The organism is Nocardiopsis terrae, assembly GCF_014651695.1.
GTDB lineage: Bacteria > Actinomycetota > Actinomycetes > Streptosporangiales > Streptosporangiaceae > Nocardiopsis > Nocardiopsis terrae.
Genome location: NZ_BMXJ01000002.1, coordinates 110535 through 134659, shown reverse-complemented (window position 1 = coordinate 134659; position 24125 = coordinate 110535). Strand labels below are relative to the sequence as shown.

The window sequence follows — 24125 nt, the reverse complement described above, 5'->3', positions numbered from 1 at the left end:
AGGGCTTCGCGGCTGCGGGAGCGGCCGCGCCGCGCTCAGGGCTCGGAGAGGAAGGCGTCCAGGGCATCGAGCCACGCCTCGCCCCGGTCCAGGTGCGCCATGTGCCCCGCGCCCTCCAGGACCACCGCCCGGGCTCCCGGCAGGAACCCGGCCGCGCGTTCGGCGAAGGAGGCCGGGAAGACCATGTCCTGGCGGCCGTGCAGGAACAGCAGGGGAGCGGCGAGCCCGCGCAGCCGTTCGGGCCCCTCCGGCGGCCGGGGCGAGTCCAGGGAACCCGCTCGGAACGCCTCCAGCCACTCGGCCGACCAGGAGACGCGGTCCAGCAGGGCCAGGTAGCCGGGGATCCGCTCCGGCGTGTGGACGTTGGCCGGAGCACCGGCGACGGCGGCCTCCCGGACCAGTGCGGGGCCGGTCAGGTGGGAACCGGACCACACCCCGGCCTCGGCGGCGCGCAGGGCGGTGCGTTCGGGCCACGGGCCGAAGTCGGCGTCGGTGACCGGCCACAGGGCGCTCGACGCGACCACGGTCCGGCGCACCCGTTCGGGCGCCGCCAGCAGGACGCGCTGGGCGATCTGCCCTCCGGTGGAGAACCCGAGCAGGTCGAAGCGGTCCAGACCGAGCCGGTCGGCGAGGACGACCAGGTCCGCGGCGGCGGCTTCGAAGGAGTAGCCGTCGGGGCCCAGACCGCGCGTCGACCGGCCGCAGCCCCGCAGGTCCGGGAGGAGGACCGGGCGGCCCAACCGGTCCAGGGGCTGGCGCAGGTAGCTGTGGTCCCAGTCGGGGCCGCCGTGCACCACGAGCAGCGGCGTACCGTCGGGCGGCCCGAGGGACGAGCAGAACAGGCTGACGTCGGGGTGCTCCCGGACGGTGACGAACTCTCCCATCCCCCGAGTCTCGCAGTGCCCCGGCCCCGCCGGGAACCGGACCTTCGGCCGGGCGGGAGGGGACGGCCCCGGAGTGGCCGGGGCCGCTCCCCGGGCCGTCCCCCGCAGCACCCCTTCAGCGGGACTCCCGCGGGGCCCGCCTCCGGAGGGCCCCGCGGGCCGCCCTCACCAGGCGTCGAAGGTCGCCCCCAGGTCGGTGGAGCGGGCCACGTGCCGGTCGGCGACCACGATCACCTGGTCCTCGTCGGCGTGCAGCGCCTCCGGACCGCCGGGAAGTTCTCCGGTGCGCTCCCAGGTGGCGCCGGCGTTCTCGCTCCGGTGCACCCCGCCGTCCACCGCGACCCCGAACACCGTCCCGCCCCCGGGCACCCAGTCGACCAGCGCCAGCGGGGGAGCTCCCGCCACCGCCTCGAAACCGGCCCCGCCGTCGGTCGAGCGCACCGGGCCCCGGTCGGTGACGGCTATCACGGTCCCGCCGTCGTCTGACACCGCCAGGTCGATGGCCGCCACCTCCGGGTCCAGGTCCGTCCAGGCGGTGCCGTCCCCGGTGGCGCGGAGCGCCCCGTCGAAGCCGACCACCAGGTCGTCCCCGGAGGCCAGCGCGTGGAAGTCGGACTCACCGGCGAGCGACAGGGCCTCCCAGTTCCGGCCGCCGTCACGGGTCTCGATCAGCCCGACCGGGTCGGGCATGTCGGTGTCGCCCCCGGGGTGGCCGCTGGCCAGGTAGTGGCCGGGGCCCCGGACGGTGAAGCCCATGAGGTCGATCACGGGGCCCACATGGGCCGGTACCGTCGCCTCCCGGGTTCGCCGCTCGGGTGCGGGGACCGTGTACAGGCCCGCGTGCGAGGCCACCAGGACCTCCCCGGAGCCGGGGTCGACACCGACCCCGTGCACGTGCCCGGCCTCCTCGGGCAGGGCGACCCCCAGGCTGTTCGCGTCCCTGCCCGGTGCCCCGGCGTGTGCCTGCACGCCCTCCTCCGGTTCCGCGCACGCGGTGGTGACGGCGAGCAGCCCCGCCGCGGTCAGCGCGGTGAGGGTTCGGCTGTGTGCTCGTTCTTTGTTGCGCATGGATCTTCTCCGGCCTCTCGGGGTCCACTTCGGTTCCACGGGTCGCGGGGCCGGCGCCCGCGGCACACGGGCACCGGCCCCGTGCCTCAGTGCTCCGAGTGGCCGTCCTCGGCGGTCCCGCCGTCCGACTCCCCGGCTTCGGGGGTTTCGGAGGCCGGGTCCGCTCCCGGCTCCCCGGCGCCGAGCATCTCGTTCATCAGCTCGATCTCGCTCTCCTGGGCGGCGATGATCTCCTCGGCCAGTTCGAGCGCCTCGGGGTCGACCCCCTCGTCGAGCTCGGTGCGGGCCATGTCCACCGCGCCCTCGTGGTGCAGGACCATGTACTCCAGGAACAGGGTGTCGAAGTCCTCCCCCTCGGCGGTCTCCAGTTCGGACATCTGCTCCTCGGAGAGCATCCCGGCCATCCCGGAGTGGTCCGTGCCGTCCCCGGTTCCGGCGCCCCACGCGTCGAGCAGTGTCTCCATCTGCTCGATCTCCGGGCCCTGGGCGTCGCGGATCTCCTCCGACAGGGCACGGACCTCCTCGCCCGCCCGGGACCCGGCGAGGTCGGCCATCGTCACGGCCTGCTCGTGGTGGGGGATCATCATCTGCGCGAACTCCACGTCCGCCTCGTTGAACCCGGCGGTCTGCTCCTCACTGTCGGACGTGGTGTTCGGGGCGTCCCCGCCGTCGTTTCCGCAGGCCGCGGCGAACAGGGCGGTGGCGAATGCGGCCGCGATCGCGGTCAGGACCCGCCTGTTCGGGGCATGTTCGATTGAGGTCATGGCGACCGTGTTTCCTCTCTGGACTCCTTGCCGCGCGGAGTCCGGCTCCGGCGCGGTACTGGCGGTGCGCGGGCGCGGAGCCGACGGGTGTCGGCCCGCGCTGGCATCTAGACGCGCAGCACCTGCAGGCGGGCCAGGGAGGGCCTGGCCGGTCCGGGGAGTGGGGGCCGCGCGGAGCACAGGGCCGGGTCCACGGGGTTCACGGGGACGACGGGCCAGCGGGTGAAGGCGACGGCGCCGACCCCCAGCAGTACGGCGGTGAAGGCGGCCAGGGCCAGGCACGCGGAGGTCGGGTCCAGTTCGGGGAGCTGGACCCGGTCCTCCCACACCGCGGAGTGCGCCCCGGCCGGGGCCGTGTGGTCGGCCGCGGGCGCGCGGGCGGTCCCCGGGGCGTGACCGGACGCGGGTGCTTCGGCGGAGCCCGCCCAGCGGTCGCCGTGACCGGACGCGGGCGGCGCCGCCGTGGGTTCGGCGAGCCCGCCGTACGGGCCGGCCGGGGCGTGGGCCTCGTGCTGGAGGTGGCCCAGGGTGTGCATGGCGCCGAACCCGAGCAGCAGCGCGGTGAGCAGCAGGATGCGCGCCCAGGCGGATCCCGTGCGGCTGCGGTGCGGCCGGGACGGTGACATGCAGTCAGGGTACCCCTACCCCGAAGGGGTACCGATCCGGCCCCGCCGGAGGATGCCGAGGAGGCCCGGCAGCGGGATCAGCGGTGACGGAACATGATCCGTCACCGCTGGTCAGCGCAGCAGTATCGGTGGAAGGTCCGGTGCGTCAGGGCAGGCGGACCGGTCGGCTGGCCCGGCTCTCGTGGTGGAGCCGGTGCAGCGCGGTCACGTAGTACGTGGTGTCGCCGCCGTCGGGCGCGGTGAAGGTCGCGGAGCCGTCGCCGTCGGCGCGCACGGTGCCGAGCATGGCGCGCGGGTCCTCGACTCCGCATCTGGCGTCGTCCCGGTCGGGCCGGCCGTCGAAGGCGTACACCGCGTAGTAGGCGGGCGCCTCGCCGGGTCCGGGGGTGATGTCCAGCTCGGTGCCCTCCGCACCGCTCCGGGCACTCGCCCGCGGCGGTGCGGGCACGGTTCCGCCCAGGTCCTCCTTGACCGGTACGAGGGCGGGGCTGGAGTAGTGGTCCTCGACCACGGCCTCCATGCCCTCCCGCGCGTTGGTGCGCAGCGAGGTCGCGCTGAAGTAGACGTCGCCCAGGACCTCGGGGTGGTCGCGGTTGAGGTCCAGGTGGCTGGAGAGTTCGCCGGGATCGGACCAGGCGCCCTCGTTGCCGGCCTTGTAGGCGGCCTGCCCGATGTACAGGTGCGTGCCGGTGCCCGCGACCACCTCCGCCCACCAGGGGACGAGGACCGCGTAGTCCGCGACGGGCAGACCGATCTCCCAGTAGACCTGCGGGTTGATGTAGTCGAGCCAGCCCTCCCGCACCCATCTGCGGCTGTCGGCGTACTGGTTGTCGTAGGACTGCGAGCCGTTGGTGTCGGAGCCCTCGGGGTCGGTGCTGGAGTTGCGCCAGATCCCGAACGGGCTGATGCCGAACTTCACGTGCGGTTTGGCGGCCTTCACGGCCTCGCTCATCTCCCGCACCATGAGGTCGACGTTGTTGCGCCGCCAGTCCCCGACGTCGTCGAACCCGTCCCCGTGCTCGGCGTAGGTGTCCTGGTCCGGGAGTTCCACGCCGGCCACCGGATACGGGTAGAAGTAGTCGTCGAAGTGCACCCCGTCCAGGTCGTAGTTCTCGACCGAGTGCATCATCGCCTCGATCACGAACTCACGGGCCTCGGGGACCCCCGGGTCGTAGTAGAGCTTGCCGCCGTACTCGAACACCCAGTCGGGGTTCCGCCGGGCGGGGTGGTCCTCGACCAGGGCGCCGGGGTCGTCGTGCATGGCCACCCGGTACGGGTTGTACCAGGCGTGGAACTCCAGGTTCCGGGCGTGGGCCTCCTCGACCGCGAACTCCAGCGGGTCGTACCCGGGGTCGCCGCCCTGTTCACCGGTGAGCCACTCGGACCAGGGTTCGTGCGGTGACGGCCAGAAGGCGTCGGCGGTCGGCCTGATCTGCACGAACACGGCGTTGAGGCCGTTGGCGACGGCCTCGTCGTACAGGTCGGCCAGGTCGGCCTGCTGCTCCTCGGGGCTCTGGCCCTGTTCGGTGGGCCAGTCGATGTTGTACACCCCGGCGATCCACTGCGCCCGCATCTGGTGCTTGGGCGGGGCCTGGGGGTCGGTCTCGCAGGGGGCGCGGCCCTGCGGCGCGGGTTCCGCCGCGGCCTGCGGCGCGTGGAGCAGTGCCGCGGTCAGCGCGGCGGCCAGGGCTCCGCCGACCAGGGTTCCGCCGAACAGGGCGGTGCGGGAGACGGGTTCGCGGGCGGTGCGGGGGAACGGGGCCGAGGGCTCGGATCGTGCCGCGGATCGGTGCCGGTGCGGGTACGCCAAGGTTGCTCCTTCAGGCTTGCGTCGCCGGTGAAGGGACCGGGAAGGCGCCGGGGCGCCCCTCCCGTGGCCCGGATGCGACGGTCAGCTTGGGCTTAGCAGAGAACCTTCACGATTTACCCGCTGAATGCAACACTCCTACCCGAGGTTGAGCCAGATGGGTGAAATGGGATCCTTTTTAATCAAAATCCCTTTTGTTGTGGATTTCGAGGGTGCCTCCTACCACTCCTCCGCGGCGTCGTCCAGAGGAGAGGTGAGCAGCAGCCCGGCCCCGGTCGCGGTTCCCGCTCCGATGCCGCGCAGGGAGATCTCCTGAAGCGCCTCACTGTCCTGGACGACCGCCTCGCCGATGAAGTGGTAGCGGGCGGGCCGACCGCCCAGGCGCTTCCACTTCGCCGAGGTGATGTGCACGGCCTCCGCCAGCTTGGTGTCCAGCCACCCCTCGAACTCGGACTCGGGCAGGGCGGTCTTCTTCTTGCCGCGCGGGCGTTGCCCCTCGGCGGCGGGTTCCGCCTCGCGCTGCCCGGTGGGCGCCGTGACGAGCTCCCAGCGGATGGTCTCGCCCTCCGGGTGCCGGGGCATCGGCAGGATCGCGGCCGAGACCGCACCGGGGATCTTGCCCCAGGCCGGAGCGGTGTCGGAGCTGATCACCAGGGTGGTCGGGGAGGTGCGCGTCCACAGCACACGGGCGTCGGAGTCGGGGTCGGGGTCGAGGGCCCTGCGCACGGCCCGCCCCATGACGGCCCACTGCTCCATGCCGGCGCTGCGCTTGGGGTCGAGTTTGACGCGGGACAGGTACAAGGAGGTCCGATCTGGGTCGTCCCGCCGGGGCGGGGAAGGTGTGTTGGCACGGATCACCGGGTGCCCGGAGCCGTGGTGGGCTTCTCACTGTACGGGGGGCGGGCCCTGGTCAGCCCACCCCTCACCGTCGCACCGCCCCGGGGCCCTACCCCTGGGACAGGGCGTCGTCGATCCGGGGCACCAGGTGGTCCAGCGCGTAGGGAACGGACAGCACGGAGTTGTAGGTGACCGCGCCGCGCTCGTCCAGGGTGGTGGTGACCACGGCGTCCTCACGCACCACGTCGAGGGTGTCGAACACGCTGGCGCCCTCGGTGATGTCGAAGTCCTCGTCCTCGCTCATCACCAGGAGGAGGTCACCGTCGAGCAGGTCCACCCGCTCCGTCGACAGTTCCACGAAGAAGTCGTCCCCGTCGTCCCGCTCGGCGATCGCCTCGGGGACCTCGAAGCCGAGCGAGAGGAGGAACCGGCCCCGGGCGTCGCCGGGCAGGTAGGCGCCGTACCTGCCGTCGTAGGGCAGCACGGCGGTCCCGGTCAGCCCGGCGAAGCCCGGGTACTCGGCGCGCGTCCGCTCCAGGAGTTCGTCGGTGGCCTCGTTGAGTTCGGCACCCTCCTCCGGGCGGCCGAGCGCGGTGGCGATCACCTCCGTCGCCTCCTCCCGGGGAACGGTGTAGGCGGCGGACCCGGCGGGGCGGGCGATCACGGGGGCGATCCGGGAGAGGTTCTCGTAGACCTTCCCGTCGAAACCGGCGGAGATCCCGATGATGAGGTCGGGGGCGAGGTTGGCGATCTGCTCGATGTTGGGTTCGGAGTCCGAGTCGATCCGGGTCAGCTCGGAGCCCTTCACCAACTCGTCGGTCCACGGGCCGAGGCCGGACTCGTAGAAGACGTAGCCGGTGTTGCCGACCGGAACGACCCCCAGGGCCAGGACCGCGTCGGCGTCGGTCACTCCGAGGGTGACGACGCGCTCGGGCTCCTCCTCGACGGTGGTGCTGCCGAACTCGTGCTCGATCGTCACGGGGAAGGCGCCCTCCTCCGCCTGCGGTGCCGAGCCGGCTCCGGGCGGGTCGCCCTCCGCGGCGCCGCAGGCGGTGAGCGGCAGGAGGAGGAGTACGGCGCAGGCGAGTGCACGCGGGGCGGAACCGGGGGACATGGGACTCCGTTCAACTAAGGTTAGGCACGCCTATGTTAATACTTTTCTCGCGGGCCACGTCCCCGGCCCCGGCTGCGGGTACTCCGGGTGCGGGTGTGCCGAGCAGTACACGGAGCGCAGGACGCAGGGCTCGGGGTGGTGTCCTCCGGCACGGGCGGGTCCGGCGCGATTCCGGAGCGGCTGGGCGCCGACGCGGAGCCGACCGTCCCGGGTGTGCGCTCCCCACCGCTCCGCGACGGCCTTCTGCCCGCGGCCCGCGCCCTGGTCGGGTACGCCCTGGACCAGGGCGTACCCGACAACGTCACCGCCCTCCTCCTGCCGGTCGGCCCCCGGGGGCCGGTAGGCCCCACCGGGCGGGAGACCCCCTGCCGAACCGGGTTCCGAAGCCCGGACGGTTGACAGACAGCGCCCGGTACCCCACGCTCGCAGGTATGAGAACCCCCTTGTTGAACCGCTCGACCGCTCGCCGGTCCGCCTCGGTCGACAGGGCACGCCGCGGGACGCCGGGCCTCATCCTGCGCCGCGGCCGCCTGGGTTCTCCGCCTCGCCGCTGAGCCACCGGCGGGCACCGGCGATGCGCCGGATTCCCTCCTGAGGACCGTGCTCCCCGGCGCGGGGGCTGTCACCTCCGATGCGTCGCTCCTCCTCCGTCGCCAAGCGACTGCCAGCGGTCTCCACGCCCGAGCCCGGCTCCGGTGCGACCGTCGGCATCCCGACGCGCCTCGTCCGTGCCCCTCCTTCGGCCCAGCCCCGCCACCGGGGCGATCGGCTCGCGCAGCGTTCGCACGGTCTCCCAGGCCCTCAGAGCCCGATCCCGTTCGGCCCCGGCCGTCCCGTCCGTTCCCGGACCCGGTTTCGCGAACCCATCACCCGCCCCGGGCCACCGAACCCTTTGCCGCTGCTTCCGACCGGAAAGACAGAGAACATGAACCCGACCCTGAGCCCGAGAACCGCCACCGGGGCCGCCGAGGCCACCCGGCCCGCGAAACCCGCCCTCCGGGGGAGCGCCGCCGTCGACACCGCCCTGGTCGAGGGGCCGCGTACGCTGCACAGGCTCCCCGAGGGCGAGGTGCCCCGCCCCTACGAGCTGTTCGAGGTCCGGCCGCTGGGCGCCCTCATCGGGGCGGAGATCCACGGGATCGACCTGCGGGAGGAGATCAACGAGGAGCTGCGCGCCGAACTCAACCGCGCACTGCTGGAGTTCAAGGTGATCTTCTTCCGCGACCAGCCCATCGACTCCGTCCGCCAGCAGGAGATCGCCCGGCTGTGGGGCGAGCTGGAGACCAACCCGTTCATCGACCAGGGCGACGACGCCCACGTCGCCCGGTTCGCCAAGAGCGAGGCCCCGCCCAGCTACGAGAACGTCTGGCACACCGACGTCACCTGGCGGGAGGCGCCCGCACTCGGCGCCGTCCTGCGCCTGGTGGAGGTCCCGCCGGTCGGCGGCGACACCATGTGGGCGGACATGGCCGCCGCCTACGACAACCTGCCCGAGGACGTCAAGGAGCGCATCGAGGGGCGCACCGCCGTGCACGACGTGATCCCCGGCTTCTCCCGCTTCCTGGACGAGGAGCGGCTGCTGGAGTGGCAGGACCGGTTCCCGCCGGTCGAGCACCCCGTCGTGCGCACCCATCCCGAGACCGGCCGCAGGACGCTGTTCGTCAACGTCTCCTTCACCACCCGGATCGTCGGCATGGACGAGGCGGAGAGCGACGAACTGCTGCGCTTCCTCTTCCAACAGGCGCACACCCCCGAGCTCCAGGTGCGTTTCCGGTGGGAGCGGAACTCGGTCGCGTTCTGGGACAACCGCGCCACCCAGCACTACGCGGTGAACGACTACCACCCGCACCCGCGGGTGGCCGAGCGCGTCGCGATCGTCGGCGACCGGCCCTTCTGACCGGGACCGGTCCCGGTGCCCGCCCGGCCCCCGGAAGCGCTTCCGGGGACCGGGCCCCGGCCGTCGCCCTTGACCTCAATAGAAGTTGAGGTTTTACGGTGGGGTCCGCCCAGTGACCAGTACCGGAAGGACCGGCCATGCGACGCACCACGGTCAACCCCTGGACCTATCCGGAGGGTATGGACCAGGGGATCCTCATCGAGGGCCACCAGCGCCTGCTCTTCGTCAGCGGTCAGTGCTCGGTCTCGGAGACGGGGGAGTCCCTGTACCCGGGTGACCTGCGCGCCCAGACGGCGAAGGCGCTGGACAACGTCGAGGCGGTACTCCGCCAGGCGGGAATGGGTCTGGGGAACATCGTCCGGATGAACACCTACGTCACCGACGTGGAGGCCTTCTTCACCGAGGCGGGGGAGATGATGGCGGAGCGCCTGGAGGCCTTCGACGTCCGCCCGCCGGGCGTCTGCGCCGAGATCACCCGGCTCGGCCGTCCCGAACTGCTCGTGGAGCTGGAGGCCTTCGCCGCCGACTGACCCCGGGTCCGCAACCACCACCGCCCGAACCCCGCCCATCCCCGGATCCGCTCCGGGGCCGGGCGGGGTTCGCCGCTCCTGGAGCCCTTCCCCGAACCCTCACCCGTTCCGGCCGAAGCCCCCTCCCTCCCCGGCTCCCCCGGCCGGGCGCAGGGTCAGGGTGACGGCGAGGGCGGCCAGCGCCACGGCCCCGGTCAGCGCGTAGACGGCCAGGTACCCGCCCAGGAACGAGACGGTCAGCACGCCTCCGGTCACGGCGATCAGGGCGGAGGTGACCATGGACTCCGCGATCTGGAGGGCCGAGCTGTTGTTGCCCTGCAGTCCTTCAGGAGACATCGTCAGCACCGTCGAACTGACCTGCGGGGCGGCGATGCCCATGCCGACCCCCATCAGGACGCAGGCGACGGCGGCCGCAGGGACGGGCAGCAGTCCGCCGACGACCAGGGCGGCCCCGACCGGGCCGCACAGGACGAACGCCGCTGCCCGCCACAGCAGGTCGGGGCGGTGCGGGCCGGAGGTCGAACGCCCCTGCAACCAGGCGCCGGCCGCCCAACCGAGCGCCCCCACCGCGATTACGAGACCGGAGACGGCCGGCGGGTAGCCGAGTTCGTGCTGCAGGTAGGGCGGCAGGTAGATGTCGGTGGCGGAGACCGCCCCGCCCAGCAGAGCGCGCAGCAGCACCAGCCGGGGGACGCCCGCCCGGGCGCGCAGGGTGCCCTCCGGCAGCAGCCGCACGGCGGTGACCAGCAGTACGAGCACGCTCGCCGCCGTTCCCGCCGTCAGGACGGCGGCGGACTGCTGCCCGGAGACGTGCAGCCCCAGGAGCGCGGTGGCCGCGACACCGGCCCAGAGCATCCGCCCGTCCAGTACCGAACCGCCGCCGTGGCCGGGCCCAGCCCGGCGCACGACCCCGAGCAGGAACAGCAGCGAGACCGCCGACCCGGCCAGGACGAGCGCGAACACCGTCCGCCAGTGCACCGTCTGCACCAGGATTCCGGAGACCAGGGGGCCGACGACCGACGGCAGCAACCACGCCAGCGTCAGCAGACCGAACATGCGCGGTCGCACGTCCTCGTGTACGAACCGTGCGATGACCACGTACAGGACCACGGAGTCGATGCCGCCGCCGAAACCCTGGAGCAGCCGCCCGACGACGAAGACACCCATGGCGGGGGCGGCCGCGCACAGCGCGAGCCCCGTCAGGAAGGCCGCCCCGCCGAACAGCAGGGGCCGCATCGGACCGCTCCGGTCCGCCCAGGTGCCGCCGAGGGTCATGCCCACGAGCCCGGTGGTCACCGCCGCGGCGAAGGCCAGCGAGTACCACCGTTCGGCGTCCAGGTCCCGGGCCACGACCGGCAGGGCGGTGGTGACGGCGAAGATCTCGAAGGCGATGAAGGTCATCAGCCCGAACACGCCGACCACCAGCATCCGGGACCCGGGAGCCCAGAGCCGGGTGGCCGGGGAGGGGACCCCCAGTCCGGAGGTCATGGCGCCCCGTCACCGACCACCAGGGCGACCTTGCCCCGGCCGTGGCCGGTCTCCACGTCCAGGTGGGCCCGCCACACCTGGTCGAGCGGGAACGTCTTCCGGACCGTGACGGTGAGTTCGCCCCGCTCGCACGCATCGAGCAGTTCACGGAGCCGTGCCGCCGAGCGGTCGCTGCTGATCCACTGGCAGCCCAGCTCCCGGGTGAGGCCGATGTCGACGATCGTTCCGATCCGGTCCCGGTCCCCGACCAGTTCCACCGCGGTCCGGAGGTTGCCGTGCCCGGCCGCGTCCAGGGCCGCGTCCACCCCCTGGGGCGCCGCCGCCCGGATCCGCCGGAGCTGCCCCGCGCCGTACCCGACCGGCACCGCGCCCAGGGAGCGCAGGTACTCGTGGTTGGCCGGGCTCGCCGTGCCCACCACCCGCGCCCCGCGCGCCACGGCCAGTTGCACGGCCACCGTGCCGACCCCGCCCGCCGCGCCGTGCACCAGCAGGGTCTCGCCCCCGGCCACCCGCAGGCGTTCGAGGGCGGTGTGCGCCGTCTGCCCGGAGGCCGACAGGGCCCCGGCGGTCAGCCACGACACACCGGAGGGCTTGTGCACGACCTGTTCGGCGGGCACGTTGACGTACTCCGCGTAACAGCCGAGCACCCGGTACCCGGCGACCTCGTCGCCCACCGCGAACCCCCGCACCCCGGAGCCGACCCCGTCGACCACTCCGGCGAACTCGTTGCCGAGGATCTGCGGGAACTCGACGGTCGCGCCCGGGGGAGTCCAGCCGTCCCGGATCGCGGCGTCCGTCAGCTGCACGCCCGCCGTCCGCACCCGGACCAGCAGTTCGCCCGGTCCCGCCACGGGGCGGGGCACAGTCCTGGCGGTCAGTACCCGGGCCGGGCCGAACGCGTCGATCGCGGCGGCGCGCATCGTGTGTTCGGGAGCCGCGTGTTCCGGGGCGGTCATCGCACAACCCCCTCGCCGCTCAGGAACGCCGCCAGTTCCCCGGCGCCGCGCCGACCGCTCAGCACCCGGTCCCCGTGGACGAACGCCGGGACCGAACGCACCCCGTGCTCCGCCGCGGCCCGGTGGTCGGCCCCGACCTGCTCCGCGAAGCCGTCGGAGTCCGACAGGCCGTCCGCCTCGGCGGGGTCGAGCCCGAACGCCGCACCGAGACGGCGCAGTACCGCCGGGTCCGCCACGTCCTCGTGCCGTTCCAACAGCGCGGAGAAGGCCAGGTCCCAGGCCAGGTCGGGGTCGGCGCCCCGGGCTTCGGCCAGCTTGAGCAGGCGGTGGACCGGCCGGGAGTCGACGTTGCGGACCCCGTCCATGTCGATGGCCAGGCCGTCCCGGCGGGCCGCGGCCGCCACCCGTTCCCGCATGGCCTCCCAGCCCGCCCGGTCCATGCCCCAGGAGGTCAGCGCGGCCTCCCGTACCGTCGGAGCCGGACCGTCCGGGCCCGTCGGTTCCAGCAGGTAGCTCCGGCGTATGACCGTCACCCCCCGGTCCGCCCCGAGCCGCCGCACCGCGGCCCCCAGTTGCCGGTGGCCCATCCAGCACCACGGGCACCTGACATCCGCCCACACCGTGACCGTCGTCATCCCACACTCCGAACTCTCGTCTGCCGTGTCCGTCGCGTAGAGTCCACTTCGTCAAGTGGACTTGATGTCAAGTCGTGTGGTGGCGGGCGGTGGCGTTTGGCCGCCGACACACGGCGACCGAGGCCGAGGAGGGACGATGCCCCAGCTGGATCCGAAGGCCGTCTGGCTCAAACCGGGCCAGGTGGCCCAACGGGCGGGGGTGGCGGTCTCCGCCCTGCACTACTACGAGAGCCTCGGGCTGATCAGCAGTCGGCGCACGGCGGGCAACCGCCGCGAGTACCGGCGGGACACCCTCCGCGTCATCGCGTTCATCCGGACGGCCCAGCGCCTCGGCCTCTCCCTGGAGCGGATCAGGGAGGCCATCGACCAGCTTCCGGAGGAGGGGCTGCCGACCAAACGCGACTGGGCCCGGATCTCCCGCCAGTGGCACGACGAGCTCACCCGGCGCATCGAGGAGCTCACCGCGCTCAGGGACCGCTTCTCCAACTGCATCGGTTGCGGGTGCCTGTCCCTGGTGTCCTGCCCCTACTCCAACCCCGACGACGTTCTGGGCCGGGACGGCGCGGGCGCCCGGCGCTTCCCCTGAGGGCCGTGGGAGAAGGCGTTGTGGTCCCGTGGAACCTCCCCGGGGCTGGCCCCGGTCAGTACGCCTAGGCGGTCCCCTCACCGCTCCGGTCGGGTTCGCGGTCGGGGGTGCCGACGTCCTCGGGCGTACCGGCGTCCGCCGTGGGGGAGTCCCCGGGGTGGCGGCGGGACAGCAGGTAGCCCAGCCCGAGCACGATGCCGGTGCCGATCGCCGTGTACCAGGTGAACCCGATCAGCCCCGGCTGGAACAGGAACAGCCAGGACATGGCCGCCACCGCGACGGTGAAGGCGACGACCGCGTCCGCCTGTCGTGCCCTGCGTACCCACAGCCCCAGCAGGAACGCGCCGAGCAGACCCCCGTAGGTCAGGCTGGCCACGGACAGGCCCAGTTCCACCACCGGGCTGTCCGTGCCGGTGAACAGTGCCGCCGCGGCGATGAACACCAGCCCCCAGCCGAGGGTGAACAGCCGGCTCAGCCGCAGCGCCCGCGCGTCGGAGAGCCTGCGGCGGGAGAACTGTTCGTACAGGTCGGCCATGGTCGAGGAGGACAGCGCGGACAGGGACGAGGACAGGGTGCTCATCGCCGCCGCGATGACCCCGGCGAGCAGGAGCCCCGCCAGGCCCGGGGGCATCGCCTCCACCACGAACACCGGGAAGAGTTCGTCGGAGTTGTTCAGGCCGAGCTGGTCGACCGTGGCCCCCTGGAAGTACGAGTACAGCGCCAGGCCCAGGGTGAGGAACAGGGCGAACTGGAGGAACACCACGAGGCCGCTGACGATGACCGCCTTCTGGGCGTCGCGCAGGCTCCGGCAGCTCAGCAGCCGCTGTACGACGATCTGGTCGGCGCCGTGCGAGGCGGTGGAGAGCAGGGCGCCGCCCAGGACCGCGGTGACCGTGGCGTAGGGGGCCGAGACCGGGTTCGAGGTGAAGTCGAGGAACCGGGTCTTCCCGGCGTCCGCGGCGACCGCGAGGAAGTTCGCGTCGACGCTGCCGGCGATCACGGTCAGCGCGACCGCGCCGCCGACGCAGTACAGGCCCATCTGCAACACGTCCACCCAGACCACTGCCCGGATCCCGCCGACCAGGGTGTAGACGATCGTGACGGCGCCCATGACCGCGACGATCGCGAAGTAGGAGATCCCCGCCCCGAGCGAGTCGAGGATGATCTTCATCGGGATGGCCGCCGCGAACAGCCGTACCCCGTCGGCCAGCACCCGGGTGAACAGGAAGGTGACCGAGGCGGTGCTCTGCATACCCCGGCCGAAGCGCAGGCCGAGGTAGGCGTAGGCGGTGGTCATCTCGCCGCGGTAGTAGCGGGGCAGGAGCAGGAAGGCCACGGCCACGCGCCCGATCAGGTAGCCGACCGCCACCTGGAGGAAGGTGATGTCGCCCAGGTAGGCCACCCCGGGGACGCTGATCACGGTCAGGGCGCTGGTCTCGGTGGCCACCACCGAGAGGCACACCGCCCACCAGGGCAGTCGCCGACTGCCGAGGAAGTAGTCCCTGACGTTGCGCTGCTTGCCGGACAGCCTCAGGCCCAGCCAGGCCGAGGCCGCCAGGTACACCGCGATGACGACGAGGTCGATGGTCTGCACTGCGCGACTCCCGGGGCTGGTCGGCGGGCGGGGGATCGGGGGCTCCAGTGCCCGGGGCCCCGGCGGCGGAGGCGGTCGGTGGTCCGGGCGGGACGGTCAGGAACCGGGGTCGTCCACGTACAGGCGCCGGGGGACGACGGAGGCGGGTTCGGGCAGGCGCAGCGGTGCGGTGCCCGGGGTGAGGCGCCCGGCGACCGGGGCTCTGCGGGCACCGGTGCAGTCCGGGACGGACCCGGCGAGCCCGTACCAGCCGAGGAAGCCGATCAGGGCGAACAGGTAGGCCTCCTTGGCGTCACCGTCCAGGCCGAGCCGCTCGGAGGAAGTGATCCGGGCGGGGGCGAGCCGGGCCGCCAGCCGTTCCATCAGTAAGGGGTTGCGTACGCCCCCGCCGGAGGCGACCACCTCTGCCACCCCGAAGGGGCGCAGCGCGTCGGCGACGGTCACGGCGGTGAGCTCCACGAGAGTGGCGAGCAGGTCCCCGTCCGGGGGCCTTTCCCCCGGGCCCAGGGCCGCCTCCAGGTACTCGGCGCCGAACAGTTCCAACCCGGTGGTCTTGGGCGGGGACAGCCGGTAGTAGGGCTCGGCGAGCAGGCGTTCCAGGAGTGCGGGGTCGGGGCGGCCGGTGCGGGCGAGGGCGCCGTCCGCGTCGAGGTCCGCCTTCCCGCCGGTGGCCAGGCGCACGGCGGCGTCGACCAGGGCGTTGGCGGGTCCGGTGTCGAAGGCGCTGGGCGGCTCGCCGTCCCGCACCACCGTCACGTTGGCGATCCCGCCGAGGTTCAGTGCCGCGGTCGGCTCCGTGCGGCCGCCGAGCATCAGCAGGTCCAGGGTGCTCGCCAGCGGGGCGCCCCGGCCGCCGGCGGCCACGTCGGCCGCCCGCAGGTCCGACAGCACGGGGAGGCCGGTGGCCTCGGCGATCCAGGCGGGTTGGCCGAGCTGGAGGGTTCCGTGCACGGTGCCGCCGTCAGCCCAGTGGAAGAGGGTCTGGCCGTGGGAGGCGACCAGGTCGGCCCGCCCGCCGGTGAACTCCTCGATCCCGTTGCGCGCCGCCGCGGCGAACTCCTGGCCGATCCGGGTGTCCAGCCGGCAGACGGTCTCCAGGGTGGTCGGAGCCGGGGGCAGCGCCGCGCGGATCTGTTCCCGCAGATCGGCGGGGTAGGGGCGGGTGAGGTGCCCCAGCGGGGCCAGCCGGACCGCGTCGCCCTCCTGTCGGAGGCGGGCGGCGGCGACGTCGATCCCGTCCGCCGAGGTCCCGGAGGACAGGCCGATGACGATCATGGGGCTCCTACGTCAGGGGACTCACCGTGTATCAGCGGTATACCGGCCGTCACGGCCGCGTCAATCCCCCGAACGCCCCCTCTCCGGGCCGGATGTCGGGGACGGTCGTTCGGGCGGGGGTTCCGGGGCGGCCGGGGGCCCTGGCTGGAGCACCAGTTTGCATGTTCATACATTTACGTGCATACTTTTTGCATGTCCAAGGTGCTCACTTCCCTGCCTGTCGGTGAACGTGTCGGAATCGCCTTCTCCGGAGGCCTCGACACGTCCGTAGCGGTCGCGTGGATGCGCGAGAAGGGCGCTGTCCCCTGCGCCTACACCGCCGACATCGGCCAGTACGACGAACCCGACATCGCCTCGGTGCCGGGCCGTGCCACTGACTACGGCGCGGAGTTCGGGCGCCTGGTCGACTGCCGCGAGGCCCTGGTGGAGGAGGGGCTCGCCGCCCTCGCCTGCGGGGCGTTCCACATCCGCTCCGGCGGTCGCGTCTACTTCAACACCACCCCGATCGGCCGTGCCGTCACCGGTACCCTGCTGGTCCGGGCCATGCTCGAGGACGGCGTCCAGATCTGGGGCGACGGTTCCACCTACAAGGGCAACGACATCGAGCGGTTCTACCGCTACGGTCTGCTCGCCAACCCCTCCCTGCGCATCTACAAGCCGTGGCTCGACGCCGACTTCGTCACCGAGCTCGGCGGCCGCAAGGAGATGTCGGAGTGGCTGCAGAACCGGGACCTGCCCTACCGCGACAGCACCGAGAAGGCCTACTCCACCGACGCCAACATCTGGGGCGCCACCCACGAGGCCAAGGCGCTCGAACACCTCGACACCGGCATCGAGATCGTCGACCCGATCATGGGCGTGCGGTTCTGGGACCCCGAGGTCGAGATCGCCGCCGAGGACGTGACGATCGGCTTCGAGAAGGGCCGCCCGGTCACCCTCAACGGCAAGACCTTCGCCAACTCCGTCGAGCTGGTCCTGGCGGCCAACGCCATCGGCGGCCGCCACGGCATGGGCATGTCCGACCAGATCGAGAACCGGGTCATCGAGGCCAAGAGCCGCGGCATCTACGAGGCCCCCGGCATGGCGCTGCTGTTCGCCGCCTACGAGCGGCTGGTCAACGCCATCCACAACGAGGACACCCTGGCCACCTACCACAACGAGGGCCGTCGCCTGGGCCGCCTCATGTACGAGGGCCGCTGGCTGGAGCCCCAGGCCCTCATGCAGCGCGAGGCCCTGCAGCGCTGGGTTGGCACCGCGGTCACCGGCGAGGTGACCCTGCGGCTGCGGCGCGGTGACGACTACTCGATCATGGACACCACCGGCCCGGCGTTCAGCTACCACCCGGACAAGCTGTCCATGGAGCGCACCGAGGACTCCGCCTTCGGCCCCAGCGACCGGATCGGCCAGCTCACCATGCGCAACCTGGACATCGCCGACTCCCGCGCCAAGCTGGAGGAGTACTCCGCCCTGGGCATGGTCGGCGACACGCACCCGACGACCATCGGTGCGGCCCAGGCGGCCTCGACCGGCCTGATCGGCGCGATGCCCGAAGGCGGCGCCGAGACGATCGCCTCCCGCGGCCAGGGCTCCGAGGACGACCTGCTCGACTACGCCGCCATCGAGTCAGGCACCGACTAGGCGCCGACCGCCGCCGCGGTTCCCCGCCGCCGACCCGTATCCGCCCCGTCCTGGTTCGCCAGGGCGGGGCGGACGCGTGTGCGGATCCGGCCCGGGAGAACTCTGACTGGTTCCATAATTTGACTCATTCCAGAAAAAGGGGCAGACTGCTGAGCATGGCAACCTCTTCGGATTTCGAGCAAATGCTGCGCGAGTCCGCTCTGAGGGTGACGAGCCCTCGGTTGGCTGTGCTCTCCGTCGTGCACAGGAACCCACACGCGGACACGGAGTCGATCATCGACCTCGTGCGCGGGGAGCTGGGCGCGGTTTCCGTGCAGGCCGTGTACGACGTGCTCAAGGCGCTGACCGGCGCCGGGCTGGTGCGGCGTATCCAACCGCAGGGCTCCGTGGCCCGCTACGAAACGCGGGTCGGAGACAACCACCACCACGTCGTGTGCCGGTCCTGCGGTGCCATAGCGGACGTCGACTGCGCCGTCGGCCACGCACCGTGCCTGACCGCGTCCACCGACCACGGTTTCGCGATCGACGAGGCCGAGGTCGTCTACTGGGGCCTGTGCGCCGACTGCTCCGGCAGCCACAGCTCCTGAACCACATACCTCCTGAACCACACAGCCCCGGAACCGCAAGGTTCACCCCTTCCCTGTTAAGGAAGTCGATGTCTGAGAACAACGAGGTCGTTGCACCCACCCCGCCGCAGGCCGGCGGCTGCCCGGTCGCACACGGCGACCAGACCCCGCACCCCACCCTGGGTGACGGCAACCGAGCCTGGTGGCCCAACCAGCTCAACCTGAAGATCCTCGCCAAGAACACCCCCGTGTCGAACCCGCTCGGTGAGGGCTTCGACTACGCGAAGGCCTTCGAGGCGCTGGACCTGGACGCCGTGAAGGCGGACATCGCCGCTCTCCTGACGGACTCCCAGGACTGGTGGCCGGCGGACTTCGGGCACTACGGCCCGCTCATGATCCGCATGGCCTGGCACAGCGCCGGCACCTACCGCTCGCACGACGGCCGCGGCGGCGGCAGCGCCGGTCAGCAGCGCTTCGCCCCGCTGAACAGCTGGCCCGACAACGGCAACCTGGACAAGGCCCGCCGTCTGCTGTGGCCCGTGAAGAAGAAGTACGGCCAGAACATCTCCTGGGCGGACCTGTTCATCCTCACCGGCAACGTCGCCCTCGAGTCGATGGGCTTCGAGACCTTCGGCTTCGGCGGCGGACGTGAGGACGTCTGGGAGCCGGAGGCCGACGTCTACTGGGGCCCCGAGACCACCTGGCTCGACGACCAGCGCTACAGCGGGGACCGTGACCTCGAGAAGCCGCTGGCCGCCGTCCAGATGGGCCTCATCTACGTCAACCCGGAGGGCCCCAACGGCAACCCGGACCCGCTGGCCGCCGCCCGCGACATCCGTGAGACGTTCGGCCGCATGGGCATGAACGACGAGGAGACCGTCGCGCTCATCGCCGGCGGCCACACCTTCGGCAAGACCCACGGTGCCGCTCCGGACAGCAACGTCGAGGCCGAGCCCGAGCGCGCCGGCCTGGAGATGCAGGGCCTGGGCTGGAAGAACAACCACGGCACCGGCAAGGCCGGCGACGCCATCACCTCGGGCCTGGAGGTCACCTGGACCACCACCCCCGCGGAGTGGAGCGAGGGCTTCTTCAAGAACCTCTTCGAGTTCGAGTACGAGCTCACCAAGAGCCCGGCCGGCGCCAACCAGTGGGTCGCCAAGGACGCCGAGGAGATCATCCCCGACGCCCACGTCCCCGGCAAGAAGCACAAGCCGACCATGCTCACCACCGACCTGTCGCTGCGCGTCGACCCGGTCTACGAGCAGATCTCGCGCCGCTTCTACGAGGACCACCAGGCCTTCAAGGACGCCTTCGCCCGCGCCTGGTTCAAGCTGACCCACCGCGACATGGGCCCGAAGGTCCGCTACCTCGGCTCCGAGGTCCCGGCCGAGGACCTCATCTGGCAGGACCCGCTGCCCGCCCGGGAGGGCGAGGTCATCGGTGACGCGGAGATCGCCGCCCTGAAGGCGCGGATCGCCGGGTCCGACCTGTCCGTCGCCCAGTTGGTGTCCACCGCCTGGGCCTCGGCCTCGACCTACCGCGACAGCGACAAGCGCGGCGGCGCCAACGGTGCGCGCATCCGCCTCGCCCCGCAGATCGACTGGGAGGTCAACAACCCGGCCGAGCTGCGCGGCGTGCTCGCCGAGCTGGAGGGCATCGCCAAGGAGTTCAACGCCTCCTCGGAGAAGAAGGTCTCCCTCGCCGACCTGATCGTCCTCGCCGGCGGTGTCGGTGTGGAGCAGGCGGCCAAGGCCGCCGGCCAGGACGTCACCGTCCCGTTCACCCCGGGCCGCGTGGACGCCACCGAGGAGCACACCGACGTCGACCAGTTCGCCTACCTGGAGCCGGTCGCCGACGGTTTCCGCAACTACTACGGCAAGGCCAACCGCCTTCCCGCCGAGTACCTGCTGCTGGACCGCGCGAACCTGATCGGCCTCAGCGCCCCGGAGACCACCGTCCTGGTGGGCGGCCTGCGCGTGCTGGGCGCCAACTTCGACAACTCGGACCTGGGCGTCTTCACCGACAAGCCGGGCGCGCTGACGAACGACTTCTTCGTCAACCTGCTCGACCTGGGCACCAACTGGTTCCCGACCGGTGAGACCTCCGAGACCTCGGAGACCTTCGTGGCCAAGGACGACTCCGGCGCGGTCAAGTGGACCGGCAGCCGCGTCGACCTGGTGTTCGGCTCCAACTCCGAGCTGCGCGCCGTGGCCGAGGTGTACGCCTCCGACGACGCCAAGGAGAAGTTCGTCCAGGACTTCGTCGCCGCGTGGAACAAGGTCATGAACGCCGACCGGTTCGACCTGGTCTAGTTCACGGACCGGGTTCCGCCCCGGGCTCCCGGAGCTCCCAGGGCGTCGACCCCCGGTTTCCCGTCACCCGGAACCGGCCCGACCTGCACAGGTCGGGCCGGTTCTGTTGTGTCCGGTGCCGCGGACGCCAGTCGACACGCACCCACCGCTCCGGTCCGGTGAGCTGTGCGCGCAGACTCTCCACGGTGGCTTCGGGCAGGTTGACCAGGACGGCGGTGCGGGCCAGGTCCAGCATCGGGCCGTCGGAGGCGCTGTCGCTGTAGGCTGCGGCGATCTCACCGCCCACACCGGACCGGAGGAGCATCTCGACCTTGCGGGCGCCGTAGCAGTGGCGGTCCGCGACCAGGCCGCCCCCGCGCCGCTTCAGGGTGGAGGCGACCACCCGGATCCGCGGGTCGATCGCGCGGCACAGCGGAACAGCGAGCTGTTCTGCGCAGGCGGTCACGACCGCGACGCCGTCTTCCGCCGCGAAGTGTCGGGCCAAGGCCGCCTCGCCGTCCGGTACGAGTCGTCCGCGTACGTCGAGCCGGCGCAGGTAGTCCCGGACGATCCGGTCCAGCCGGGTGTCGCTCACCCCGACCGTGCCCAGCCACAGCAGAACCGACCCCGCGTGCACACGCCAGGCGCGGCGGGTGAACACGGCTGCGACCAGGGGCGAGAGCAGCACGGCCGCCGTGGCCCGAACGGGGTTGCGTTGCAGCAGGTGAAGGGTGAACCGCGCGAACGAGTCGTGGTCGAGCAGGGTGTCGTCGAGGTCGAACAGCGCCCAGGACACGGTCGTCCCCTCGTCAGGACGGGGCGGTCGGGCCCGGGCGGTCTCAGGACTGGTCGGTCGGGAGCGCGAACCCGGTGGCGGTCTCCAGGTCCCCGTCCAGGAGGGTGAGCGAGTCCGGTCCCCCTCCGGCGAGCGGGTGCGCCGCGACCAGGACGCCCCCGCCGGAGGGCGGTGCCTGTGCGGCCCGGTACTGGACCGTGTCGGTCCACTGCTCGTCCAGCGTCTCCCCGTTCCGGTCCCACCTGTGCAGGAAACCGTGGAACCTGCTGACGTGGCCCGCGGCGACGATCGTGTCGCCGTCGTCGGCGACGGACAGCGACGTGATCCAGGGGTTGGCCTCCGGGTCCAGCTCGGGGTGGCCCCCGGAGTCGTCGAACGTCACCTCGAAGCTCTCCGGTCCCGCCTGGGACCAGGGGTCCCACAGCAGGAGGTGCTCGTAGGAGGCGGTGGCGACGAGACCGTCGGTGATCGCCATCGGGCCGGAGAGGCTGCCCGACCACTCCCGTAGTTCGGGGACGCCGGGCACGGGCTCCCCCGTCGCCGCGTTCCACACCGCGAGCCCGGAGGTCAGCGCCGCGATCAGCAACTCCCCGTCCGGGGATGTGCCCAGGTCCTGCACGCTGTCCTGGAGGCCCTCCCCGTCCTCCGGAATCTCCCTGCTGTAGAGCTGCTCCCCGGTGTGTGTCTCGTAGGCGGTCACCCGGTTCCTCCCCGGCCCGGACACCAGGCCGCTCCCCACGAACAGCGTCTCCGCGTCGGGGGAGAGAGCCAGGGGCGCACCGCTGCGGAACGCCTCGGGAAGCCTGACGTGGTGCTCCTCGTCCTCCTCGAGGTCCCAGACCACGACCGTGGACTCGGCGCCGGAGGAGTGGCCTCCGTCCTGGACGGCCAGCGCGGTTCCGTCCCGGTCCGTCACGAGCTTCGAACGGCCCAGAGAACGGGAGTCCGCGTCGACCAACTGCTCGGTCGGTCCGGACCCGTCCGTCTCGTACAGGTGCACGCCCACGCTGGACAGGACGGCGAAGCGGTCCCCGTCCAGGAAGGCGACCTCCTGGATCTCGGCGGGCTCGGCCAGTTCGGGGGCCGTTGAGGTGTCCGGGTCGCGGGCGGGTGCCGGTGAACCCTCCTCGGCGGCCCGCCCGTCGGCTCCGGTGGCGCCGGGTGCGTCCTCGGCGTCCCCCAGGTTCAGGACGACGACCAGAGCCACCAGCAGGGACAGTACGGAGACCGCGGCGCCCCAGGCCGCCCCGGCGGAGGAACGGCGCGGTTCCGGGGCCCGTTTGACGACACGGTGGGCGTCGGGCACCGCCCAGGGGGCGTTACGGGCCGGAGACGGGGCGCCCCGCCCTTCGGGCGCCGACGGGACCGACCGTTCGGCCGCCTGCGGGCCGTCGGTTCCCCGCCGGTCGCGGGGCCTTCCGCCCGCGCCTGACCGTTCGGGTTCCGGGTCTCCCGCGGACGGCTTCGCGGTCTCCCCGGAAGAGCGGTGCCCTCCCGCCTCCTCGGCTCCGTCAGGCCTCCGGGAGCCGCCGCGTCCTCCGGTCCGCCTGGCCCAGGCGGGGAGCTCGGACCGTTCGCCGCCCTCGCCTCCCCGGGCCCCTGTGGGTTTCGCGGCTGCGGGGGACTCCTCGCTTCCCCGGATCTCCTCGGCTCCGGGACTCCCCTCGTCCCTCCTGGACTCCTCATCTTCCCGGGGGCTCTCAGACCCGCGCGACCCCTCAGGGCCCTCGGTCCCGGGTCCGGCCGGTTTCCCGTTCCGAGCGGGTTCTTCCGCAGCTCCGGGAGCCCGGGACTCCGGCTCCTCTCCGGTGTCCTCCTCCGCGAGGGCCCGCGTGGGCAGCATCCGGGTCGCCGCGACCGTGTCCAGGACCCTGGTGGCGACGGCCTCGGGCAGCCACTCGGTGGGGTCGTCGTCGCCTCGCGGCAGTGCGGTACCGGCCAGTTCGGCCAGTACCGCTCCCAGTTCGGGGCGGTCCCCGGGGTCCTTGGCCAGGCAGGCGGTGACCAGGGGGCGGATCTCCTCCGGTACCCCGTCCAGGTCGGGTTCCTCGTTGACCACCCGGTAGAGCAGCGCCGCGGGGTCGCCGGTGCCGAAGGGCTGGCGGCCGGTTGCGGCGAACAGCAGCACGCCGCCGAAGGCGAACAGGTCGCTGCGCGGGCCCACGACCGATCCCACGGCCTGTTCGGGCGACATGTAGGCGGGGGTGCCCAGGGTCTGCCCGGTGCGGGTCAGGGCGGTGGCGTCGGTGGCGCGGGCGATGCCGAAGTCGATGACCTGGGGCCCGCGCGGGGAGAGCAGGACGTTGGCGGGTTTGAGGTCGCGGTGGACCAGCCCGACCGAGTGGATGGCCGCCAGCGCCTCGGCCAGGCCGGCGGCCAGGGCGCGCAGCGAGTCCTCGGGGAAGGGTCCGCTCTCGCGTACCGCCTCGTGCAGGGCCGGTCCGGCGATGTACTCGGTGGCCAGCCACGGGCGCGGGCCGTCGGTGTCGGCGGCCAGGACCCGGGCGGTGTAGGGGCCCCGCACCCGTCGGGCGAGGTCGACCTCACCGGTGAACCGGGCGCGGAACTCCCGGTCCTCGGCGTACTCGGTCCGGATGGCCTTGACCGCGGCCAGGTCGTCCCCGTCGGCGCCGTCGACGGCGACCGCGAGGAAGACGACGCCCATACCGCCCGAACCGATCCGGCGCAGCAGCCGGTAGGGCCCGAGTTCTCGGGGATCGTCAGGGCGCAGGGGTTTCATGGGCCGTTTCCGCTTACGAAGGGATCAAAGGGG

The 24125-nt window shown here is 72.5% G+C and carries 21 protein-coding genes; 7 read left to right on the top strand and 14 right to left on the bottom strand.

Annotated elements, in window-relative coordinates:
* Positions 1-35 precede the first annotated feature (35 nt).
* The 7 genes from IE195_RS04670 to IE195_RS04640 all read right to left on the bottom strand — a co-directional run bounded on the left by IE195_RS04670 (position 36) and on the right by IE195_RS04640 (position 7100).
* Positions 36-884: an alpha/beta fold hydrolase gene (locus tag IE195_RS04670; protein WP_191268148.1), complete on the bottom strand. Its 849-nt coding sequence runs from the start codon at positions 882-884 to the stop codon at positions 36-38.
* A 165-nt stretch (positions 885-1049) separates the two neighbouring features.
* A complete protein-coding gene (locus IE195_RS04665; RefSeq protein ID WP_191268147.1) occupies positions 1050-1952 on the bottom strand; it encodes a F510_1955 family glycosylhydrolase in 903 nt (300 codons plus the stop codon).
* Between the two features lie 86 nt (positions 1953-2038).
* Positions 2039-2716: a DUF305 domain-containing protein gene (locus IE195_RS04660; RefSeq protein ID WP_191268146.1), complete on the bottom strand. Its 678-nt coding sequence runs from the start codon at positions 2714-2716 to the stop codon at positions 2039-2041.
* Positions 2717-2823: 107 nt separating this feature from the next.
* A complete protein-coding gene (locus IE195_RS04655; RefSeq protein ID WP_191268145.1) occupies positions 2824-3342 on the bottom strand; it encodes a hypothetical protein in 519 nt (172 codons plus the stop codon).
* 145 nt (positions 3343-3487) lie between these two features.
* On the bottom strand, positions 3488-5152 hold the full coding sequence (locus tag IE195_RS04650) for a glycoside hydrolase family 10-like protein (protein ID WP_191268144.1): 1665 nt from the start codon (positions 5150-5152) through the stop codon (positions 3488-3490).
* Between the two features lie 216 nt (positions 5153-5368).
* Complete coding sequence (locus IE195_RS04645) at positions 5369-5950, bottom strand: type I-E CRISPR-associated protein Cas6/Cse3/CasE (protein WP_191268143.1); 582 nt, start codon at positions 5948-5950, stop codon at positions 5369-5371.
* A 145-nt stretch (positions 5951-6095) separates the two neighbouring features.
* Positions 6096-7100 carry an ABC transporter substrate-binding protein gene (locus tag IE195_RS04640; protein ID WP_191268142.1) on the bottom strand — a complete coding sequence of 335 codons (1005 nt, stop codon included), beginning with the start codon at positions 7098-7100 and terminating at the stop codon, positions 6096-6098.
* A gap of 138 nt (positions 7101-7238) precedes the next feature.
* Here IE195_RS04640 and IE195_RS04635 point away from each other — a divergent pair, with 138 nt between their 5' ends.
* From IE195_RS04635 to IE195_RS04625, 3 genes are all read left to right on the top strand, one after another.
* Positions 7239-7499, top strand: coding sequence for a hypothetical protein (locus IE195_RS04635; protein WP_225942339.1), 261 nt, complete (start codon positions 7239-7241; stop codon positions 7497-7499).
* A gap of 526 nt (positions 7500-8025) precedes the next feature.
* Positions 8026-8997, top strand: a complete 972-nt coding sequence (locus IE195_RS04630; RefSeq protein ID WP_225942340.1) for a TauD/TfdA dioxygenase family protein — start codon at positions 8026-8028, stop codon at positions 8995-8997.
* Between the two features lie 137 nt (positions 8998-9134).
* Positions 9135-9527 carry a RidA family protein gene (locus IE195_RS04625; RefSeq protein ID WP_191268141.1) on the top strand — a complete coding sequence of 131 codons (393 nt, stop codon included), beginning with the start codon at positions 9135-9137 and terminating at the stop codon, positions 9525-9527.
* Between the two features lie 99 nt (positions 9528-9626).
* Here IE195_RS04625 and IE195_RS04620 read toward each other — a convergent pair whose 3' ends face one another.
* Genes IE195_RS04620 through IE195_RS04610 form a run of 3 tightly spaced genes read right to left on the bottom strand, consistent with a single transcriptional unit; the run spans position 9627 to position 12606 of the window.
* A complete protein-coding gene (locus IE195_RS04620; RefSeq protein ID WP_225942341.1) occupies positions 9627-11015 on the bottom strand; it encodes an MFS transporter in 1389 nt (462 codons plus the stop codon).
* Positions 11012-11935: an NADP-dependent oxidoreductase gene (locus tag IE195_RS04615; protein ID WP_191268944.1), complete on the bottom strand. Its 924-nt coding sequence runs from the start codon at positions 11933-11935 to the stop codon at positions 11012-11014. The genes IE195_RS04620 and IE195_RS04615 overlap by 4 nt, the downstream gene beginning before the upstream one ends.
* A gap of 32 nt (positions 11936-11967) precedes the next feature.
* Positions 11968-12606, bottom strand: a complete 639-nt coding sequence (locus IE195_RS04610; protein ID WP_191268140.1) for a DsbA family oxidoreductase — start codon at positions 12604-12606, stop codon at positions 11968-11970.
* Between the two features lie 136 nt (positions 12607-12742).
* Here IE195_RS04610 and soxR point away from each other — a divergent pair, with 136 nt between their 5' ends.
* Positions 12743-13192 (top strand): redox-sensitive transcriptional activator SoxR, encoded by a 450-nt coding sequence (soxR, locus tag IE195_RS04605; RefSeq protein ID WP_191268139.1) that lies wholly within the window; start codon positions 12743-12745, stop codon positions 13190-13192.
* 64 nt (positions 13193-13256) lie between these two features.
* On the opposite strand, the gene IE195_RS04600 is transcribed toward soxR, so the two are convergent.
* Positions 13257-14786 carry a sodium:solute symporter gene (locus IE195_RS04600; RefSeq protein ID WP_191268138.1) on the bottom strand — a complete coding sequence of 510 codons (1530 nt, stop codon included), beginning with the start codon at positions 14784-14786 and terminating at the stop codon, positions 13257-13259.
* 96 nt (positions 14787-14882) lie between these two features.
* Entirely contained in the window at positions 14883-16061 is a 1179-nt protein-coding gene (locus IE195_RS04595; RefSeq protein WP_191268137.1) for an anhydro-N-acetylmuramic acid kinase, read from the bottom strand.
* A 192-nt stretch (positions 16062-16253) separates the two neighbouring features.
* On the opposite strand from IE195_RS04595, the gene argG reads away from it, so the two are divergent.
* From argG to katG, 3 genes are all read left to right on the top strand, one after another.
* Positions 16254-17699 (top strand): argininosuccinate synthase, encoded by a 1446-nt coding sequence (gene argG, locus IE195_RS04590; protein ID WP_191268136.1) that lies wholly within the window; start codon positions 16254-16256, stop codon positions 17697-17699.
* A 155-nt stretch (positions 17700-17854) separates the two neighbouring features.
* Positions 17855-18286 carry a Fur family transcriptional regulator gene (locus tag IE195_RS04585; protein WP_191268135.1) on the top strand — a complete coding sequence of 144 codons (432 nt, stop codon included), beginning with the start codon at positions 17855-17857 and terminating at the stop codon, positions 18284-18286.
* Positions 18287-18354: 68 nt separating this feature from the next.
* Positions 18355-20577 (top strand): catalase/peroxidase HPI, encoded by a 2223-nt coding sequence (katG, locus tag IE195_RS04580; protein ID WP_191268134.1) that lies wholly within the window; start codon positions 18355-18357, stop codon positions 20575-20577.
* Position 20578: 1 nt separating this feature from the next.
* Here the strand turns inward: katG and IE195_RS04575 are convergent, their stop codons facing one another.
* Both IE195_RS04575 and IE195_RS26080 read right to left on the bottom strand, forming a co-directional pair.
* Positions 20579-21352 (bottom strand): haloacid dehalogenase-like hydrolase, encoded by a 774-nt coding sequence (locus IE195_RS04575; protein WP_191268133.1) that lies wholly within the window; start codon positions 21350-21352, stop codon positions 20579-20581.
* A gap of 43 nt (positions 21353-21395) precedes the next feature.
* Positions 21396-24092 carry a protein kinase domain-containing protein gene (locus IE195_RS26080; protein WP_225942342.1) on the bottom strand — a complete coding sequence of 899 codons (2697 nt, stop codon included), beginning with the start codon at positions 24090-24092 and terminating at the stop codon, positions 21396-21398.
* Positions 24093-24125 lie beyond the last annotated feature (33 nt).